Source organism: Metaplanococcus flavidus (assembly GCF_042675885.1).
GTDB lineage: Bacteria > Bacillota > Bacilli > Bacillales_A > Planococcaceae > Planococcus > Planococcus flavidus.
Map to the genome: position 1 here is coordinate 80,539 of NZ_JBHTKI010000014.1, position 20,546 is coordinate 101,084.

The 20,546-nt window shown below is 45.2% G+C and carries 17 protein-coding genes; 16 read left to right on the forward strand and 1 reads right to left on the reverse strand.

Annotated elements, in window-relative coordinates; translation table 11 throughout:
- The first annotated feature begins 693 nt into the window (after window positions 1–693).
- The 11 genes from ACFQ1X_RS10425 to ACFQ1X_RS10475 all read left to right on the forward strand — a co-directional run bounded on the left by ACFQ1X_RS10425 (window position 694) and on the right by ACFQ1X_RS10475 (window position 15,712).
- Window positions 694–1,821, forward strand: a complete 1,128-nt coding sequence (locus ACFQ1X_RS10425; RefSeq protein ID WP_144840879.1) for a mandelate racemase/muconate lactonizing enzyme family protein — start codon at window positions 694–696, stop codon at window positions 1,819–1,821.
- Window positions 1,821–2,912, forward strand: coding sequence for an amidohydrolase (locus tag ACFQ1X_RS10430; RefSeq protein WP_144840878.1), 1,092 nt, complete (start codon window positions 1,821–1,823; stop codon window positions 2,910–2,912). The genes ACFQ1X_RS10425 and ACFQ1X_RS10430 overlap by 1 nt, the downstream gene beginning before the upstream one ends.
- Window positions 2,913–3,121: 209 nt before the next feature.
- Window positions 3,122–4,531, forward strand: a complete 1,410-nt coding sequence (locus ACFQ1X_RS10435; RefSeq protein ID WP_144840877.1) for an alanine/glycine:cation symporter family protein — start codon at window positions 3,122–3,124, stop codon at window positions 4,529–4,531.
- A gap of 586 nt (window positions 4,532–5,117) precedes the next feature.
- Window positions 5,118–6,389 carry a nucleotide sugar dehydrogenase gene (locus tag ACFQ1X_RS10440; RefSeq protein WP_144840876.1) on the forward strand — a complete coding sequence of 424 codons (1,272 nt, stop codon included), beginning with the start codon at window positions 5,118–5,120 and terminating at the stop codon, window positions 6,387–6,389.
- Between the two features lie 38 nt (window positions 6,390–6,427).
- Window positions 6,428–7,156 carry a WecB/TagA/CpsF family glycosyltransferase gene (locus tag ACFQ1X_RS10445; RefSeq protein WP_144840875.1) on the forward strand — a complete coding sequence of 243 codons (729 nt, stop codon included), beginning with the start codon at window positions 6,428–6,430 and terminating at the stop codon, window positions 7,154–7,156.
- 1 nt (window position 7,157) lies between these two features.
- Complete coding sequence (gene murJ / locus ACFQ1X_RS10450; protein ID WP_144840874.1) at window positions 7,158–8,687, forward strand: murein biosynthesis integral membrane protein MurJ; 1,530 nt, start codon at window positions 7,158–7,160, stop codon at window positions 8,685–8,687.
- A 610-nt stretch (window positions 8,688–9,297) separates the two neighbouring features.
- The gene (locus ACFQ1X_RS10455; protein WP_144840873.1) at window positions 9,298–12,330 is read left to right on the forward strand and encodes an S-layer homology domain-containing protein; all 3,033 of its coding nucleotides are present in this window, start codon (window positions 9,298–9,300) and stop codon (window positions 12,328–12,330) included.
- Window positions 12,331–12,598: 268 nt separating this feature from the next.
- Complete coding sequence (locus tag ACFQ1X_RS10460; RefSeq protein WP_379082458.1) at window positions 12,599–13,558, forward strand: IS30 family transposase; 960 nt, start codon at window positions 12,599–12,601, stop codon at window positions 13,556–13,558.
- Window positions 13,559–13,814: 256 nt separating this feature from the next.
- Window positions 13,815–14,270, forward strand: coding sequence for a JAB domain-containing protein (locus ACFQ1X_RS10465; protein ID WP_144840871.1), 456 nt, complete (start codon window positions 13,815–13,817; stop codon window positions 14,268–14,270).
- Window positions 14,267–14,590, forward strand: coding sequence for a hypothetical protein (locus ACFQ1X_RS10470; RefSeq protein ID WP_144840870.1), 324 nt, complete (start codon window positions 14,267–14,269; stop codon window positions 14,588–14,590). Before ACFQ1X_RS10465 ends, ACFQ1X_RS10470 begins: the two co-directional genes overlap by 4 nt.
- Before the next feature lie 231 nt (window positions 14,591–14,821).
- A complete protein-coding gene (locus ACFQ1X_RS10475; RefSeq protein WP_144840869.1) occupies window positions 14,822–15,712 on the forward strand; it encodes a tyrosine-type recombinase/integrase in 891 nt (296 codons plus the stop codon).
- 112 nt (window positions 15,713–15,824) lie between these two features.
- On the opposite strand, the gene ACFQ1X_RS10480 is transcribed toward ACFQ1X_RS10475, so the two are convergent.
- Window positions 15,825–16,292, reverse strand: coding sequence for an arginine repressor (locus ACFQ1X_RS10480; protein ID WP_144840868.1), 468 nt, complete (start codon window positions 16,290–16,292; stop codon window positions 15,825–15,827).
- Between the two features lie 358 nt (window positions 16,293–16,650).
- Here ACFQ1X_RS10480 and ACFQ1X_RS10485 point away from each other — a divergent pair, with 358 nt between their 5' ends.
- The 5 genes from ACFQ1X_RS10485 to ACFQ1X_RS10505 all read left to right on the forward strand — a co-directional run bounded on the left by ACFQ1X_RS10485 (window position 16,651) and on the right by ACFQ1X_RS10505 (window position 20,475).
- Entirely contained in the window at window positions 16,651–17,250 is a 600-nt protein-coding gene (locus ACFQ1X_RS10485; protein WP_144840867.1) for a hypothetical protein, read from the forward strand.
- Between the two features lie 120 nt (window positions 17,251–17,370).
- Window positions 17,371–17,811 (forward strand): hypothetical protein, encoded by a 441-nt coding sequence (locus ACFQ1X_RS10490; RefSeq protein WP_144840866.1) that lies wholly within the window; start codon window positions 17,371–17,373, stop codon window positions 17,809–17,811.
- Complete coding sequence (locus ACFQ1X_RS10495; protein WP_144840865.1) at window positions 17,808–18,242, forward strand: hypothetical protein; 435 nt, start codon at window positions 17,808–17,810, stop codon at window positions 18,240–18,242. The genes ACFQ1X_RS10490 and ACFQ1X_RS10495 overlap by 4 nt, the downstream gene beginning before the upstream one ends.
- Before the next feature lie 62 nt (window positions 18,243–18,304).
- Entirely contained in the window at window positions 18,305–18,679 is a 375-nt protein-coding gene (locus tag ACFQ1X_RS10500; RefSeq protein ID WP_144840864.1) for a hypothetical protein, read from the forward strand.
- An 8-nt stretch (window positions 18,680–18,687) separates the two neighbouring features.
- Window positions 18,688–20,475 (forward strand): DUF927 domain-containing protein, encoded by a 1,788-nt coding sequence (locus ACFQ1X_RS10505; RefSeq protein ID WP_379082464.1) that lies wholly within the window; start codon window positions 18,688–18,690, stop codon window positions 20,473–20,475.
- Window positions 20,476–20,546: the final 71 nt, after the last annotated feature.

Below are 20,546 nucleotides of genomic sequence, written 5' to 3' on the forward strand. Positions count from 1 at the left end.
TATACGGCAGCTAAACAAGTTTATACGACAACAAAACGCGTCTATACGACAACAACACTCCGCTATCCAACAACACCCCCTCCACCCAAGCAACTCAACCCCCAAACCGGGTTTGATCGGGCGGCGCCTGCCGCCCACTGGGCAGTCCGCCAGAAGCGGACTGCTTTCCAATCAAAAGGTTTTCATTCTTTCGGGGAAAGCCGCAGGAAATGGAGACACGTTAAGTAAAACGGGCTATGTGTAAGGAAAAACTCGCTATACGGGAGGTAAACAAGTTTATACGACAACAAAACGCCGCTATACGACAACAACACCCCGCTATCCAACAACACATCCTCCACCCAACAACACACCCACCACCCAAGCAACTCAACCCCCAAATCAGTATTGTTCGGGCGGCGATTCGCCGCCCACTGGGCAGTCCGCCGGAGCGGACTGCTTTCCGTTCAAAAGGTTTTCATTCTTTCGGGGAAAGCCGCAGGAAATGGGGATATGTTAAGTGAAACTCACTATGCGTGAGGTAAATTTCGCTATACGACACCTAAACAAGTTTATACGACAACAAAACGCCGCTATATGAAAGGCAAATCCATCTATGCGTGAGCAACCCACATCACACCCCCTGGATTCATCCCCTTCATAGCGATACAATTAGCATTAATCGAAATTATCCACAAAAAGGAGTGCACCCATATGAAAATTATCAAAGCAGACATCTATTCAGTCAACTTTCCGCTAAAAGAGCCATTCATCATTTCTTATGCAAGCTATCCGAGTATGGCGGCGATTATCGTCAGACTCCAAACGGACGATGGACTCATCGGTTACGGCGAAGCTGTTCCGGATGAGCATGTGACCGGCGAGCAGGTGGATGGGGCCTTTGAGGTGTTGAAAAATGTGCTGGTGCCGCAAATTTTGGATCAGAGTCCCTTTAATATAGAAGAAATCCATTTTTCCATGAATGCCGCAATCGCAAACAACCCTGCGGCGAAAGCGGCCATCGATATTGCCTGTTACGATTTGATGGGGAAAGCGACGAATCAGCCCGTCTATAATCTTATCGGCGGACGGGCGCATGACAATCTTCAATATCCCAAAGTGCTGAGCATCGAGTCGCCCCAAATTATGGCGGAAAAAGCAGCAACAGCCGTAAAGCAGGGATTTTCCAGCCTGAAGCTGAAAGTTGGATTGGATAATGCCGCTCTCGATATCGAACGGATTTATGCTGTGCGCAAAGCGGTGGGGGAAGATATGCCGATCCGTATTGACGTCAATCAGGGATGGAAGACGGTTGGACTCGCGGTGCAGACGATCAATCGCTTGGAGGCTGCCAATCTCACGTGGATTGAACAGCCGATCCGGATGGGCGACATCCGCGGTCTGGCGGAAGTGAGGCGCAAAGTGTCGACGCCGATCATGGCGGATGAAAGTGTGCAGTCGATGGAAGATGTAATCGAAATCATCCGGCTGGAGGCGGCGGATTATATTAACATCAAGCTGATGAAAGCGGGCGGGATTTTTCCGGCGGTGCATATGGCCAAAGCGGCGGAAGCTGCGGGCATTATTGCGCAAATCGGCTCGATGGTGGAATCGTCCATCGGCTCTGCCGCCGGTTACCACGCCGTCATGTCGCGGAAGAATATCCAAACTGCCGAACTGACCGGGCCGCTGCTGTTCTCAGAAGAGGTCGGCAACCTCCATTACGACTTGCCTTACGTGAAGCTGAGCGGCAAGCCGGGGATCGGCATAGATGTCGATCAGGCTCAATTAATGAAATTAACGACCAAATCAACCACCGTAGAAAGAAAGGATGATAGATGATGGAAATAAAACAGCAGATACTGGAATACTTCACTTATTTCCACAACAACCCTGAAGTGAGCTGGAAAGAATTCAAGACGACGGAGAAACTGAAAGAAATAATGCAGTCGCTCGACGTCCGTTACAATTCTTTCGACAATCTCACCGGTTTGATTGCGGAAATCGGCCAGGGAGATGACATCGTCGCTGTCCGCGCGGATATTGATGCGCTCTGGCAGGAAGTGGACGGCAAGGAGCAGGCGAATCATTCCTGTGGCCATGATGCCAATATGGCGATGGTGCTCGGGGCATTAATGTATTTAAAGGATGAAACTCTGACGAAACATCTGCGTTTTATCTTCCAGCCTGCTGAAGAACAAGGCAATGGATCGCTGTCGATGATTGAGCGCGGGGCAGTAGAAGGAGTCAGCCACCTGTTTGGTGTTCACTTGCGTCCGGCGGAAGAACTGCCGTTTGGCAAAGTGTCACCGGCGCTGCACCATGGGTCCGGTATTTTTCTGAGAGGGAAGATCACCGGAGAAGATGCGCACGGTGCACGCCCGCATCAAGGCAAAAATGCAATGGACGTATTAGCTGCGGTCCATCAATTCGTTAAATCGATCTATTTTTCCCCATTCGAATCCTACTCGGCGAAGCTGACGAATGTGCGGATGGGCGGGGAAAGTTTGAATATCATTCCAGGCGGGGCAACGTTTGCCCTCGATGTCCGTTCCCAATCCAATGAATTGATGGATGAATTGCGGAAACGCATTGATGAAGGTTTTGGCGCAATCGCGACGCTGTATGGTGTGGGGTTGGACTGGGAATGGACCGATTTTACACCGGCAGCAGAAGTTTCGGATGAAGCAATGGAACTGGCGCGCACAGCGATACGCAATGTCATTGGTGAAGAAAACACAGGCCAGCCGCTGCACACAACAGGAGCGGATGATTTTCATTTTTATACAATCCGGAAGCCGGAATTGAAAGCGGCGATGATCGGTGTGGGTGCAGACCTCACACACGGGTTACACCATCCCGATATGGCGTTTAACACTGATGCACTGGATATTGGCGCGCGTGTGCTGGCGGAAACATTGAAAAACGTTTGATAATATTTCCCGGGAAATATTAACGGCCAATAATGCTTAAGGCTCTGCCGCAATTTTTTCTTCTATGATAAAGTGTGATGAGTTAAATGAATGCCCTCTCTTTGAAGAGGGTTTTGTTTTGCCCGAAACAGTCACTTAAATTGGTTTTCTTCAATAGTGATAAGGGTATAGACAATAAGTTTGTTTTCAACTTAGAGGAGGATAATGAAATGGATGCAATTTTAGATGCGTTGACGTGGCTCGTTGACGAAGGAAATAATTTATTGTGGACATACATATTAATCGGTTTACTGTTGGGCCTTGGCGTCTATTTCACAATCCGTACAAATTTTGTTCAGGTTCGGTTGTTTGGAGAGATGTTCCGCGTCATCAGTGAAAAGAAAGATGGCGAAAAAGGGGTCTCGGCGTTCCAGGCCTTTACGATTTCGACGGCTTCACGCGTCGGTACAGGAAATATCACCGGAGTAGCGCTGGCAATTGCCATCGGTGGACCGGGAGCGGTGTTCTGGATGTGGATGGTCGCGTTGATCGGTATGGCGACAGCATTCGTTGAAAGTACATTGGCACAAGTATATAAAATCCGTGACGGCGAACAGTTCCGCGGCGGTCCGGCGTATTACATGGAAAAAGCGCTGGGCCAACGGAAACTGGGAATCGTGTTTGCGATCCTGCTGACGCTTGCTTTCGGATTTATCTTCAACTCGGTTCAGTCAAATACCATTGCGCAATCATTTGAAGATGTCTTCAATATTCCGGATTGGTCAGTCGGTCTCGGATTGGTTATCCTGGCGGCAGTCGTCATTTTCGGCGGTGTAAAACGCATCGCGAAAGTTACACAGGTTGTCGTACCGGTTATGGCGACACTTTATTTGCTCGTTGCAATTTTTATTGTCATTACGAACTTTACGGAAATACCGGCAGTCTTCACGCTGATTATCCAAAGTGCATTCGGGCTTGAAGAAGCGGTCGGCGGCAGTATTGGTGCTGCGATCATGCAGGGCGTGCGTCGCGGTCTGTTCTCAAACGAAGCGGGGATGGGTTCTGTTCCAAACGCTGCCGCATCCGCCAACGTTTCGCACCCGGCAAAACAGGGGCTTGTACAAAGCCTGGGCGTATTCTTCGATACGATCGTCATCTGTTCGGCAACGGCATTCATCATCATCCTTGCCGATCTTTATAACACAAGTGAAGCGGAAGGAATCCTTCTGACCCAGGATTCGCTTGGTGTCCATGTCGGCGACTGGGCGCCGTACTTCCTGGCCATCGCGATTATGTTCTTCGCTTTCAGTTCGATCATCGGCAACTATTATTACGGTGAAACGAATATCGAATTCATCAATGCACACAGCGGCTGGCTGACGGCTTACCGTTTCGGCGTGCTGGCAATGGTGATGTTCGGTGCTTTGGCAGAAGTCAGTCTCGTGTGGGACATGGCCGACCTGTTCATGGGCATGATGGCCGTCATCAACCTCGTGGTCATTGCGCTGCTCGGCGGCACTGCCTTCAAAGTACTCGCCGATTACACTAAACAGCGCAAAGCCGGCAAGAATCCTGAATTCTATGCCAAAGATATTCCTGGTTTGAAAAACACGGAATGCTGGGGAGAGGACCGGGATTAATCGGAAATAAATGAACCCTTTCATCTTAGGATGAAGGGGTTCAATTCTTAAATATGTTTGACCTATTTAATTTGAAGTAATAATATAACATAATCGATATTCCGCAAAACAGCTTCGAAGACATTAGCCGACGCTTGCGAGGCTAAGTCTTTGCGACGAAGCAGCGCAGCGATGCAGGAGCACGGTTTTTATACCTAGCTAAGTTAGGGGACCAACCGAGTGGATCTCAGCACTTCGCTTGGTCCCCTGGGCGTCTGCGCTGTTTTGCTCCATATCTCAGATTCTCTCTCAGCTAAAGATCCCCCGGCACCGGCATGGCTCCGGAGTATCATCTTTGCACTGTACAAAGCACCGAAGCGTTTATAATGCTTATTCTGTAATTCAATCTATATAAGTTAAAAAAGCTTGATTTCAGGGTATAAATAAATGAATCAAAAACAGATATATTCTATTTCTAAATACTCTTTTCAGGTAAAAAATCGCCCTTTCATAATCATGCTGGCACCTTAAAAATTTTGTGTTATAATAAATCAATGTATTAAGAGGCAGTATGCTACGCTTGCTGCAATTGAAAGGAAGTTTAGGAATGATTAAAAGTTTATGTGTGGTCGGGCTTGGATATATAGGCTTGCCTACAGCAGTTATGTTCGCAAATCACAAACTCCATGTTCATGGAGTCGATATAAATGAAAAAGCAGTTAAAATGATTCAAAACAAACAGCTTCATATAGAAGAGAACGGTTTGCAGATTCGCATGGAAAAAGCGATTGACGATGGCTATCTGACAGCAGGCATCAAACCTAAAAAGGCTGATGTCTTTATCATCGCAGTGCCTTCACCGATCAATTATGATAAAACAGCGAATCTGGAATATGTGCGACAAGCGACAGCAGCAATCGTCCCTTATCTTGAAAAAGGGAATCTCGTGATTTTGGAATCGACTGTGCCGCCTAAGACGGTTGAAAATATTATGCTGCCTGAACTAATGAAATCAAACCTTGAATTAGGGACGGATATTTTTGTTTCGCATTCTCCGGAACGGGTAATTCCAGGCCGTATCTTTGAAGAGCTCATCAACAATGACCGGATCGTCGGCGGCATAAACGAAGAATCTTCATTGAAAACGAAAGAGCTTTATGAAATTTTCGTAAAAGGCCAGATTCACCTGACAGATGCTACGACAGCGGAACTGGTGAAAGTTATGGAAAATACATACCGGGATGTGAACATCGCATTCGCCAATGAACTCGCCAAAATGGCGGACCAACTGGAAGTGAACGTCTGGGAGGCGATTAAGTTCGCCAATTTCCATCCCCGTGTAAATGTTCATCTTCCGGGTCCGGGTGTTGGTGGTCATTGTATCGCTGTCGACCCGTGGTTCCTGGTTGAATTGCAACCGGATTTAGCGAAACTGATCCACTTGTCACGCGATACAAATGATGGAATGCCTTCATACGTCGCTTCTCAGGTTCAGCGTATGCTTACTGAGCAAAATGCTGCTGGCAGGAATATTGCGGTTTTCGGCCTGGCATTCAAAGGGAATGTCGATGACATGAGAGAAAGCCCATCGACAGATGTAATAGAAGAGCTTCAAAAGCTGGATTTGGAAGTTACGGCTTACGATCCGCATATCAAAGAGAATTTGCATCCGACGCAAGTGCAGGATATGAAACAGGCGTTGCAGGATGCTGACTTATTGATCGTTTTGACAAACCATGATGAGTTTACTGCCATGGACCCAGCCGAAGTTGCTGGATATATGCGCGGCAAGGCTGTCTATGATACTAAGAACTGCCTCGACCGCTCAAAATGGATGGATGCCGGATTTGCATCTTATCTATTAGGTAACAGCAAGTAAAATAATCAGAGTGAAAACTCAAATCAGGTGATTCCCATATGAAAGAACGTTTTTTTGGAATAGAAGTCAATACAGAGGGTTATGAAGAGTTGATGCGCCTGATTTTCGACCGGATCCATAAGGGCGAAAAGTCGTTTATTGTCGCCATCAACCCGGAAAAACTCATGGCATCGCGGAAAGATGATCAGCTGCGTGAAATTCTTCAAACAGCTGATTTCCAGATTCCGGACGGTGTAGGCGTCCTGCTGGCTTCGCGGCTTGGTACAGGAAAAATACGCCAGCGAGTTACCGGAATCGACATGATGGAAGCCTTATGCAAAACTGCAGCGGACAGCGGCGAGTCCATCTTTCTGTACGGAGGAAAGCCCGGGGTCGCGGATACTGCAGCAACAGCGCTGAAAACCAAGTATCCGAAACTCAAAATTGCCGGAATCATTGACGGCTATGAAAAAGATTTGGAAGGGATCCGACAGAAAGTGGATGCTTCCGGTGCTTCCATTATGTTTGTGGCACTTGGAAGTCCGAAGCAGGAGCAATTCATCATACAGGAGATGCAGCACCTGAAACCGTCCGTTTATCAGGGAGTGGGAGGGTCGTTTGATGTTTTCGCCGGCAACGTGAAACGTGCCCCGGCAATTTTCCGCAGATTCGGTCTGGAGTGGTTATATCGTTTGATAAGGGAGCCGTTCAGGTGGAAACGTCAACTCGCCTTACCAAAGTTTTTGCTCGCCGTTTTGCAAGAGCGAAAAAAGATAGAAGGTTCCTGATATGTCCAAGTTGAAAATCGCTTCTATACTTTTTTTGCTTTCCACCTTCATTTTAAAATTTTCAAGCATGCTGCGGGACCTTGTAATCGCCGGTTTATTTGGCGATTCATATCGTGCAGATGCCTACATAGCTGCCATGACAATTCCGAATGCACTGGTGTTATTCATGCTGACGGGGATGAAAGATGCATTCCTGCCGAGTTATTATAAATTCGACGCTATCGGCAAAGGGGAACAGCATCTGACGAATATTGCCAAAGGTACGATGTGGATTTCCCTCATCCTGTCCATTGTCGGCATGATTCTCGCGGCGCCGATCGTTCGGATTGTCTATCCAAGTTTCGGTCAATACGAGGACGGCTTCTTCATCGCCACATGGACGATTGTCATTTACTTTGCTTCTCTTGTTTTCGTCGGTATCAACGCCGTCTATGAAGGGTATTTCGACGCCCAGCGGAAATTTTCTTTTTCCGTATTCTCGCAAACAAGCGTCGTTTTGATGACGATTGTCTTTGCTCTGCTTTTCCATGAGCAATGGGGGATTTTGGCAGTACCGATCGGATATTTCGTCGGAACCATTGTCAGTCTGATGTTAAAACTCATTTACAGAACCCCGAAAAAATTCATGAAATGGAAACAGCCTCTCAATAAAGAAGAAGTAAGGCAGTTCTATTTGATTTTCTGGCCGGTCGGTCTGACGATTGCAGTGGGCCAGATCAACCTGATGGTCAATACATTTTACGCAGCAGGTCTCGATCAGGAAGGGGTAGTGGCGAATCTGAACTACGCATTCCGCCTGGTCAATATTCCACAGGCGATATTCGGAGTGACGATCGCGACCATCGCTTTTCCAATCATCGCCCGCGCGCGGGTGATGCAGGATATGTCCTTTTTTCGGAAAGGCATCGAGAAAGGCATCCTGTATATGCTCATGTTCATCACGCCGACACTGGCGGGCATGTGGCTTCTTATGGAGCCGCTGGTTGAAACAGTGTATGAACGTGGAGCGTTTGGTCCTGAAGCAACAATGCTGACATCGTCCTATGCAATTCTGTATATCGGATCGACTTTCTTCTATAGTATACAGGCCGTAGTGGCCAAAGGATTTTATACGTTAGAGAAAGGTCATCTGATGATGCGCATCGGACTCGGTTCAATTCTTTTGAACATCATAACGAATTATATCTTTTCGCAATTATACGGAGCGCCAGGCATCGCATTGTCAGCATCTCTTGTGGGTATGCTTTACTCCGCAGTGACCTTTACCTTGCTGTGGAAACTGATTGATGGCATGGAAGCCAAGTATTTATTGAAAAATACACTGCAGATCGGCATCGCGACTGCTGCAATGCTGGGCGTCTTGCTGGTCCTTGAGTGGCAGACAGCCATCGGCTCATTGCCTTCGTTGCTGCACATTGTTGTTCTCGGTACCATTGGAGCCGTCATATACTTCGCGATCCTATTGCTGTTTAAAAATGAATTTGCCAGAAAGCTGATTGAAAAAGGTGGGAATCCGAAATCGCTATTATAAGGGATTCCTGTTTCGCTTTTTTTCAGAAAACCACTGACAATCGTTTATATAATCAATCCGATCCCCAAATGCCTGACGCTCAGAAGAGTGGTGGCATTTGGGGATTTTTTCTGGAATTACTATTCAGTTCCTGCTGCAAATATGGAAATTCAGACAAATAGAATGGAATAAATTTCTTAATTTCCAATACTTATAAAATATATAAGTAATTACTTGCTTTGCTGGAGTATATTCACTATGATAAATGATATAGAATAATTTTCTTGCTCGTTACTTATAGAATGCGCAGGAAAATGGAAAAGACGCCAATTAACCTTGGCGTCTTTTTTTCTTGAATTATTAGAAGAATTACGGCGCTGTAATTTTTTTTCCGTTAAGAAGAAAAAAAGGGGTTCAATTTACCTTGCTCAATAGTAATAAAATATTAAATAACTGTAAGGTACTTGACTATTAACTCATTTTTTACCTAAAAATTAAATTTCATTGTAATATTATTGACATATTTAATTGATAAACCTATACTTGGAAATGTAGCGTTTTATCTGTGAAATATTTACTAATATTAGCGGGTGGAACTTTATTTTATGAAATTTGAGGAGGAAATTATTCTATGACAATCAACAAAAACAAATTTATGACCGGCGCTATTACAGCTGCTATGGTCGCTTCTGCAATCGCACCGGTTGCTGGAGCAGAAGAGGTAAAAACAAACGCTGAGGTTACATACTCGGACGTAGACCCGAAAAGCTCACATTTTCCGTTTATCTACAAAGCTTTAGATTACAACATCATGACTGGTTACGCGGACAACTCGTTTAAACCGAACCAAAAATTGACTCGTGCACAAGTTGTCAAAGCACTTGGTAAATATGTAGTTGCCAACAGCGGCAAATCACTAAGCGAATTCGATCTTACGGATGTTGAGTCTTTCAATGACGTGCCTTCAACGTACAGAGACGAAGAACTTTACACATACTCATTAATCGTAAAACAAGCCGGCATTTTCAGAGGCGATAACAACAACTTGAACGGTGCACAATTGATCACTCGTGAGCAAATGTCTCAGGTTCTTGTAAAAGCTTTCGACCTTCAAGATCTTCCAGGAGATAATTCTGAAGTAACAGATAACGCTTCAGCAAACAGCCAATACCGTGGCTTCATCGACATTTTGTCTGAAAATGGCGTTACAAGTGTATCAGAATACCGTCCGAAAGAAACTACTACACGTGCACAATTCGCAACTTTCCTAGTTCGCGCTTATGAAATTGCAAATGCACCTGAACCTGCACCTGAAGCTCCTGAAGTTGAATCAGCAAAAGCAGTTGACGCTACTACGATTGAAGTAACTTTCGACAACGGAGAAGTTGTTGAATTTGAAGTTGACACTCTTGAACACGGTGAAAACGAAGTTACTTTCGAATACGAAGGTAAAGAATACACTGGAACAGTTAACTACGTTGACGAAGCAGTAGTTGCTTTACAAGAAGCAATCGCAGCAGCTGAAGCAGCAATCATTGCTCTTCCAGAAGAAATCACGCTAGCTGACAAAGAAGATGTATACGCAGCAGATGCGTTGGTTGAATATGCATTTGAATTGGATGCAGAAGCAGCAGCTGGAATCGCTGGTTTAGACTTCCTAAGATATGCTCTTAATACAATTGCTGAATTAGAAGCAGAACCAGTTGTTGCATCTGTAAGTGCGATTAACGCTAAACAAGTTGAAGTTAAATTCAACACAGCTATTGATGCATCTACTGCAGTAGATACTGATGGCACTTTGAAAACTGGCGTTATTAATGTAGCAACTATTTCTGGTACTACAGTTACTGTTGATGGAGCTTCAGTTGCTGCTTTGAGCGCAGATGGAAAAACTTTAACAATCGACACTACTAGTGGAACATTTAATGGTCAATATGTAGTTAAGTCTGTTGAAGATACAATCAAAGCTACAACAGGAGAATTTTTACCTGTTTATACTTCATCAGTATTTTCTGCTAAAGACACAGTTGCTCCAGCAATCTCTTCAGTTGAGAAGCTTAACGCTTCGAATGTAAGAGTTAACTTCTCTGAGCCGCTTTCGAGTGCTGGTACTTGGACATTTAAATTTGCGGACGGGTCAACTGCTATAGTAACTCCGGATCTTGGAGATCTTTCAGCAGGTTATGTTGATTTGGCTATTGATTCAAATATCACAGCTGGTAAAGTTATCTCTGCTACAGTTTTAGGTGCAGCTGACTTTGCTAATAACTTGATTTCACCAAATCCAACTACATTCACTTTCTCTAAAGGTGCATTAGATGGTACTGCTCCAGTAGTTTCATCAGTAACACCTAATGGCTTAAACAAATTCGAACTTAAATTCTCTGAAGAAGTTCAAAACTTGACTGAGTCTGATATCTTGGTTGATGGTGTTGCAAGAACTGCGGCAGATGCTACTCCAGGTTTGTTGACAACTGAAGCTATCATCACTCAAAGCACTACAGATAAAACAAGATATACTGTTGAAATCGCACCATTTAGTTCAGCTGGAATTCATTCTGTAGGATTAGTTGCTGATGCAGTAACAGATCTTTCTGGTGAAACTAGCGCTGCCTTCTCTAAAGTTGTTGAGTTTAAAGCTGATACAACTGCTCCTAAACTAACAAAATCTGAAGTTAAGACTGAAAATGGCGTAGAATATCTATACTTAACATTTGATGAGTCTGTAACTGAAGGTACAGTAAGTGCCTTAGCAGCAACTGAAGTTAAAAACTATGTAACTGTAAATGGTACTCTTGATTTGTCAGGTTTAGCACCTGTTGCTAACACTGATAATAAACAACATTTTGTAGCTCTTTCTTCAATTACATTTGATCCAGCTGGATCAGCAGCTGCAGCAGTTATTTCAAACTCTGCAACATACACTGTAGCATTAACTGGATTTACAGATGCTTCAAACAACCCATTAGCTTCAACTTCTATTAGCTTTAAACGTGCTGCTGATACTGACTTGACGAAGCCAGCAGTACTTCTTACAGATGGAGATTCTGCTCCTTATACAGTGGACAATGGTGTAAGTGTAATTGATAATGATACTCTTCATGTTACTTTTGACAAAGCACTTGATGGGGCATCTGCAACAAACAAAGCAAACTATACTGTCAATGGATTGGTAGTTAAATCAGCTACTTTGCTTCCAAACAACGTTGTAGAGTTGAAATTAGATGCTAATACAAACACACTTACGGGTGTTCGTAATGTTGCTATCAGTGGAGTTAAGAGCTCTACTGGAGTTCTAATGAATGCTTTTGCAGCATCTGAGTACTTCGTAGAAAATGTACGACCTACATTTACTGCTGCATTAACTCAAAATGATGAAATCACGTTGACTTTCAGTGAAAATGTAGTTAACTTAACTAACGATGCTGGAGAAGCTGACTTCGAAGTAAACATTGATGGTGTTGATGTAACAACATTCTCACCAGCTGTAGCAGTTACTGAAGTTGGTACTGACGGAACTAGAACATATACACTAGAACTTTCTAGAGCATTGACTGCTGCAGAGTATGCTAAAACGTTAACTATCACTGCAACTGATGATTTAGATGTAGAAGATACTAACGAAAACGTTCTATCATTCACTTCTGTAGGCGTAACTAAATAATATTTAAGAATGATGAAGTTCATCTTTCTTTAAACTGAATTCCAAATGGGAACACTTTCACAGAGTGTTCCCATTTGGTTTTATGTTTTTTATAATAAAGTCCTATCCTGAATTTCCGGGTATAGAATCAGTCTGCACAAAAAGGTTCCCAATCTTCAGCTATTTTAATATCGCCGATTGTAGAATTAAGCTAGACAACTGAAAAAGCCATTCGTGGTACACTCTAAATGTATTTTCCGACCAAAGAAAAACATAGGAGTGACCACGAATGACCTACACCCATCTTACCACGGATGAACTGGTGATGATAGAATCCTATCACCGCCACAATATTCCTGTGGCTATCATCGCCAAACAAATGAACCGTTCCAGGCAGCCAATTTACAATGTCATCAACTTCCTGAAAATGGGACATAGCGCTCTCGATTTTTATACCCAATACAAGAAAAATAAGAAACGCTGCGGCCGCCGGAAAGTCGTTTTGCCGAAGAAACAAATGACTTATATCCAAGACAAGGTGGCGCAGGGTTGGACTCCGGATGTCATTGTCGGACGTACAGAGACAGCGATCGATTGTTCCGCGCGTACGCTCTATCGCATGTTCAAAAATCAGGTCTTTGATGTTGCCACACTGCCGATGAAAGGGAAACGGAAACCCAATGGCCACCAGGAACGGCGCGGAAAGCAGGCGTTCAAACGGCATATTTCCGAACGGGAAACGGATTATCCTTCTTTCAAAGAAGAGTTTGGGCACATCGAGGGCGACACCATTGTGGGCGCCCGCCACAAAAGTGCGGTGATTACGCTGGTCGAAAGGCTGACGAAGGTCATCATTGCCATAAAGCCTGCAGGACGCAAGGCATGCGATATTGAAACAGCTTTAAACCAGTGGTTTCAAGGGGTTCCACGAAACCTGTTCAAATCGATCACATTTGATTGCGGAAAGGAATTCTCCAATTGGAAACCGCTGTGCAACCGGCACGACGTCTCGATTTACTTTGCGGATCCCGGAACGCCTTCCCAGCGTGCCTTGAATGAAAACTCAAATGGTCTCCTTCGAAAAGACGGTCTGCCAAAGGAGATGGACTTCAACCAGGTGGATCAACCGTTCGTTTCTACGGTGGCCGACAAACGAAATAACATCCCTAGAAAGTCGCTGGATTATCGCACACCCTTGGAGGCATTTTTGAGTCACCTGAATGGAGTCGATCTGTCTAGCTTAAATTGACAAACGGAATATATAAAACTTTGAGATTCAGATAAAGAAAAGATTTACGAAGAGGCTTTGAAGTGTGGAATGAAATTAACACCTAATAAGAGGGATTGGTCATAGGTGGTGTCTAATTTACTATGAATGTGGAATTTTGATATCCGGCTTTTTCTGTATCGAATAGAATTTGAAAAATATTTTATATTTTGGATAGTAAGCATAGCCCTAAAACCCATCACGGTTTTAGGGCTATTTTTATTGAGGAGGAATTTATTTGAAGAACCAACCAGCCAAACGAATCAACATCGTCAGCCTGAAATTGGTCAAGGAGTCAAGTCTACTTTATAAGGAACGGAATATCCGCTCGCCAAAGGATGCGTATAAGCTGATGAAGCATTTCCTGGGTGAGTTGGATCGAGAAATGCTCATCGTCATAAACTTGGATATCAAGAACGCACCGCTTTCCATCAACATCTGTCACATTGGTAGCTTGAATGCTAGCATCGTTCACCCAAGGGAAGTCATGAAATCAGCTATTCTATCCAATGCAGCGTCTATCATGGTGGGACATAATCATCCGAGCGGAAACAGTACCCCATCTACTGAAGACATCGCAGTAACAAAGCGACTGGCAGAAGCCGGAAGGATAGTAGGTATCGAGTTGCTCGATCATATCATCGTCTGCGACGACGAATTTCTATCCTTCCAAGAAAAAGGATATCTAGGATGAAGGCTACGGATGAGAAAGAAATCGACTGGTTTATCACGACGCTGCAGGAACAATTTAACTTATGTATTCTGTCGGACGACATCGGCTATGAAGCTATGGAACTGGGGCTGGACGAAGTGGAAGCGTCGTTTGTTCCATCGGAACTGTTCGAAGAAGTTCCAGCGACGCTGCTCTATGAAACGATGATTGTTGATGACCCGGAGGGTATTGTGTGGGTCGGGGCAGTGGCCTATTATCCCCATTCCTCTGAATGGTGCTTACAGGTCATTACGAAAAATGATGAAGTCGTCCTGCGGAAAGTGCTACCTTTCATTGACTGAAGCTCACGACAAAACTACTCGAACGATACCAATATCTCACGACAATTCTTTTCAAGAGTTGTGCCATCAGCGGAGAATGCCGGTAACAAAGGAAACCACAGGTTTTACCCCTGCAAAAACTCCCGACAGTATTATATAACTGCCGTGAGTGGGAAGGATGAATGGAAAATGGAACAACACAAAATGTAAAAGGCGATTGATGGGGTAGTCAACCATCAATCGCCTTTTATTATGTTTGGAGGTAAATCAGAATTGACGATTCAAGAATACGAAAAATGGTTGTATGCAGAAGGCAAAGCAGACAAAACCATCGAGTCTTATGTGTCCGATGTGAAAGGCTTTCAATTCTACTTGCAAGAAAAGTTGAAGGAGGAAGTAGTGCTATCCCGCTTTTCGTTTGTCCGTTACCGGGACCAGCTAGTGAAAGAGAACTATGCCGTCTCGACCATCAACAAAAAGATTAATAGCCTCAAAGTCTACAACGATTTTCTAAGAACCATTGGTGTGGTAGACGAAACCTTCATCCAGCTAAAGCGGGATCGGATCAAGATTGCCGCTGGCAGCGAAGAGTCCGTGGATGCCCTGACGGAAGAACAGGTGGAGAAGTTGCTCTTCTATATCGAAGACCGAACCAACGTCAGCGTCCGAAATCAGTTGATCGTCTATCTCCTGCTCTATACAGGCGTTAGGGTCAGTGAACTGGTGAGTATTCAACTGACTGATATCGACTTCTTGGAAAATCATTTGAAAATCATCGGCAAAGGCGGAAAGCGACGGGAAATCGGGCTTCGACAGGATGTCCTTCGATTGATACGGGCCTATATCCAGGAAGAGCGTTCTGCGTCTGTTTTCCACCAAAGCGGCTATCTGCTGATTAGCCAGCGGGCAGAAAAAATGCACCGGGATGCGGTGCGGGATTGGCTAGTGAATCTATCTAAGGGAATGGGGTTCAAGATGCATCCCCATCTGTTCCGTCATACCTTCTGTACACGGTTACTAAAAAAGGGGGTGGACCTCACCACCGTCAGCAAGCTTGCCGGTCATTCCAACGTCAACATGACCGCCAAGTTCTATATCCAAACAACCAAACAAGAAAAGCTGGATGCCGTGAACAAGCTGTAATCCAGCTATTTTTATATCCTAACTAAAAGGAAAAGGAGCGAGATCCGATGATCCCGAAATTTGTAGCGGAAATTATTAAGATCGTGCTGGAAGAATTGGTGAAGAAACGGCCCTAGCTGTTAGCCATCAAGTCAAAGAAGTCTTCTGTTTCTGCATCCAGATTAATCAAAAGGACCAAACTATCCATGCGAATGGTTACATCCAGTATGACCGTGGGAAATACTTCTTGAAGGTGGAAGGCAAGGAGAGACGCCTTCCCCTTTTCTACTTTTACGTAATGCGTCGCTACATTTTTGTAGTAGGTAACTGGACTAGTTTGCAGGATGTTCTGTATATCGGTTAGGTGCATGTCCCGTTGCGTTTCAGGTGTAATCTCATAGAATCCACTGTCGCCTTTTTTGATTTTTAGCACGTCGAGATCCCGGCTGACGGTTCCCTGAACAGTGTCAACTCCGCGTTCCTCTAATTCAGCCACAATGTCATTATGAGATTTTATCCTTCCTGATTTTACGATGTTGAGAATCGCTTCCCGTCTTTTCATTCTATGGGTGGACTCGATGTTGATCTGATCTCCCCGCATTTTATGGATTCATCCTCTCTTATTCGCCTTTTTGTCCCAAATCGAGCCATTTATTTTACGGCTATTTTTTTTCTTCTACAACCGGCTGCGCTTGGAGGCTGAGCCTGAACGCCCACATAATCGTATGCACTCCGTCTATAAGCGTCCACGGCAGAAAAACGAAGAATATGCATAATTTCGAATAAAATAAGGCATATAATCAATGTCTATAAATATTATATTTCAATGTTATTTATATGGCAATTTCATTGTATTTACATGGTGCATATAAACACAGTAAGATTACATCTGTTACCTATGCAACCACTGAAAGCAGTGGAAGCAGTGATAAAAAAACAAGCAGGAGAGGATGAAGAATATGAACACAAGAACGAACCTAAAGCAGATGGTCAAACAAGCCCGACAAAGTGACCCAACCGCAACTAGCAATCCAAGGTTTGCGGAAACAGGGCAAGTGGAGTTGGAAACAGAACGGATACAAAGTCTGGAGGAGTTTATGGACTTATTCCGGATGTCGCAATTGGATCATCGCTTCTCACCGGATTCGACGGGATTTTGGGCCGTTGGACATCCAACCGGCATCTTTCGTTTTCCAAACACCGAGAGCCTGCAAGTGATCCAGTGGGAAACGATTTCGGAAAAGTTGAATGCCACCGTCCATCAGGTCTATTGCCTGGAAGAAGGCTTTGACCAGCGGTATGCGAAAGTCATGCAAGACCTGCAGGAACCTTTGAACGAACCACGGATACCAGCGGAAATCCTGTACCAACAAGTGGGGCTGTTCATCCGGACAGCGCTTATGGACGGGGAACCCTATTACACAATTGATGGCACCTGTACGCTGGAGGAATTGGAAAACCACGGTGTCGAAGTATTGCCGCTAAGTGTGGTGCTGGGCGAGTTATACACAGAATACCCACAGGAAGTGACGGAGTTTGCGGTCAGTGTGCGGCTGTGAAGCAGGAGTGAGCGCCTGCTGCCGGGATTATCCAGGAGAAGTCTTGGTGAACGATTAGCTCCGAGAATGTTGAATGCAAGAGTACTACAATCCACCACTACAACCAAAGGGGAGAAGAACATGATAAAAATTCAAGCGAACAATACAGGCAGCCAAGTCAAGTGGAGAACGAGTGGAATGGGGGATTCGGGAACAATCATCCTGTTTACCTGCAGGAGCACCACGTACCGGTTGAACCGGATGAATCAGGAAACAGAAGAGGACGCCTTAACGATCGCGAGCTATTTTCAAGAACAGGTGTCACAGGCGTACGGGGTTGAAAATATCAACATTCAATCGACCAAGGAACAATTCTTGGTGGAGGTGACGTTTTCCAAAGAGAAAAAATGGACTTCCTTTGATGCCATGAAAGCAGACATTCTCACGGATGAATTCATCTTGGATCAAGAGACGGGGATTCGACTTCGAACCGAAGACATCCTGTTTGAATACGAAATGGAAGTTCATCAGATGACCTACGAGCCAAACGAAGCTGTTCCTTTTGGAGGTGCCTTCCGATGAGCCAAAACCAATCGAACGTGCCGGACTTAGCGGAATTCGAAGCATCCACATGCACGGATTCCACACGGGAAACCGGTACGGGTGGCATGTCCATCATCTATTCAGCCAATGGAAAGCGCTTGGCCCTAAATGCCTCCATCATGAATGCCCTTTCCCAGCCAGGTTCCATTCAAATTTCGTATGCCGGTCATGTGCTGGCGCTCGCGAACTTCATCGGGGAAACGAACACCGACTACAAGTTGAAGAAAAGTGGCAAAACGGGTGTGCTTTACAATACGCAATTGATCCATGAAATCGTCGAGCGCTACGAATTGGACTATGAAAATCGGACGTCGCTCACCTTTCCGGTTATCGGGACAGAAGAAAGGGACGGTGAAGTGATTGTATTTATTCAAATGACGCCCCGCGTCCAAGCATCAGAGACGGACTAGCCATAGGGCTACACGCTACAGGAATCAGCTAGACCACTAACAAGAAAAGGGAGCCATTGACAATGATAAGTAACTTTCCAAACCCAGCCAAGAAAAAGATGCTGCATTTTGCAACGCCCATTCGAATGGAACAAGGAACGAATGCACGGACATGGAGAGGGACAGTCAAGCGAATCTGGGTGACCTTTCGTACGCGAGAAGGCGAAACGCTGAAGCAAGTCTTTTTATATGACCCGAACTTCCTGTTGCTGATCCAATTGAAAAACGCCACGATTGGACAAAAAAAAATGCCCTATAACCTACCGGAAATGATGGGACATGAATGTGTCATTGAAGTCCTGCATGACTATAGCGGAAACCACTACCAGACAACGATCACGAACATATTCGACAAGCAAGAGTATGTAGAGGAACCGGAAGAGGGGGAAGCGGAATGAAGGGGCCGATGACAAGCGAGAGCCTGGAAAGTGGCCAGACATTCAGACACTTCCCCTACGAGCTGTCGAAAGAGGGCTTGTTTCTGCAGCGGAAGAACGACAAGACGGGAGAAATTAGCCTTCACTGGTTATGCGACCCGATCTTCGTAAAAGAAATGGTCCAGAATTTGGATACCAAAGAAGTGACGATTACGTTGTGCTATTTCTTCCAACAGCAGTATCACGAGTGGTCGATCGGGATGGGGCAACTCATCCCGAATGAGCTGCTCAAGCTATCCAGTAAGGGGATGAATATCCCCTTTTCCACACACAAATCCATTTCCGATTTTCTGATGAGCCAACAGAAGACAGCTCCGTACCGGGAAATCTACCGGGAAGTCGGGTGGTGCTTTGAAGAAGGGCAAGCCCCCTATTTCAGGCACGCTGAAGCCATTCCCCAACGGGACAAGCAGATGGCAACGAATGATGAGGAGTCGGGCAATTATCAACTAAAGCCAAGGGGAACGCTCGCTGCATGGACGAATATGGTTCAAGAACAAGTCCTGAGCAACACCCCGTTGGAAATGCTCCTGTGTGCCGGGTTCTCCAGTGCAATCGTCGGCTATCTGTCGCATCGCTTTGATGACGTCGATTCACTGTTGATCCATCTGGCAGGGGATAGCACCAAGGGGAAAACGACCGCTGCCCTGCTCGCAGTATCCGCGTTCGGAATGCCTTCCAACAAGAAAAAAGGCTTACAGAAAACATGGAATGGCACAGCCAATGCCACGATCAATATGCTGAGTGGCAACTTCGGCATTCCGCTGGTGCTGGATGAATTGTCTATGAGTAAATCCAAAGACTTAAACAGCGAAGTATACGTAATGACATCCGGGCAAGAGAAATCACGCATGAACGATCAAATGACCCTACGAAAACAAGGAACCTGGACCACAACCATACTATCGACCGGGGAACAATCCATCTATGAACGAACCAGTCAAAACGTGGGGCTGACGGTTCGGGCATTCGAGGTGGCGAATGTGACCTGGACGACTTCTGCGGAAAATGCGGATGCCATCCGACGGGTGATTCAAGAGAATTATGGGCATGCGGGCATCGCCTTTCTATCGTATCTATTCGCTCAAGACTTAGCCATCATCGAAGAAATGTGGGAGAAGTGGCAGGCCAGATGCATCGAATCCTTACAAGAGTCACCATTTCGAGCGCGTATTGCGAAGAAATATGCCTTGGTTCTAGCCGCTGGAGACCTAGCCAACCAAGCCCTTGGACTGTCATTGGACATTGAAAGTGTGCTGGCATTTCTAGTAGAACAGGAAGAGGAACGGATGTCGTCTCGCGATATTGGCGGGAAAGCCTTGGGCTATCTCACGCAAACCATCATTCAGCATCAGCAACAGTTCAAACGGGAAGGCAGTTCGGGGAGTCCGATGAATTGTTGGGGGAAATTCATCCCGCGTGAGGACGATCAGATCGAAGTGGCCTTTCTCAAAAATATCCTGGAAGACCAACTGCGAGTGGCGGGATTCGAAGATCCGAAAGTGATTATTCGGGATTGGGCTGAAAAAGGGTTGCTGGTAGCGGAAGGGGACCGGAAAACCAAGCGAACGCGGATTTTTGCAGAGGATGAGCAAGACAAACGGAAAGAGATGCTGGGCAAAGCATTCAAAAACACCAAGGCGTATGACACAACCTATAACTTAAAGCTTCATCGCCTTCATCACTTAAATGGGCTGATCGATGACAACATTCACCCTGTTTACCAAAACCCTTTTAACGTGCAGCAACCCCAATGAAAAAGATGAAGAAAAAGAATAAGAAAAAGAAAAAGGGGAAAGGAATTTGTATTTCTTCCTTTTCCCTATTT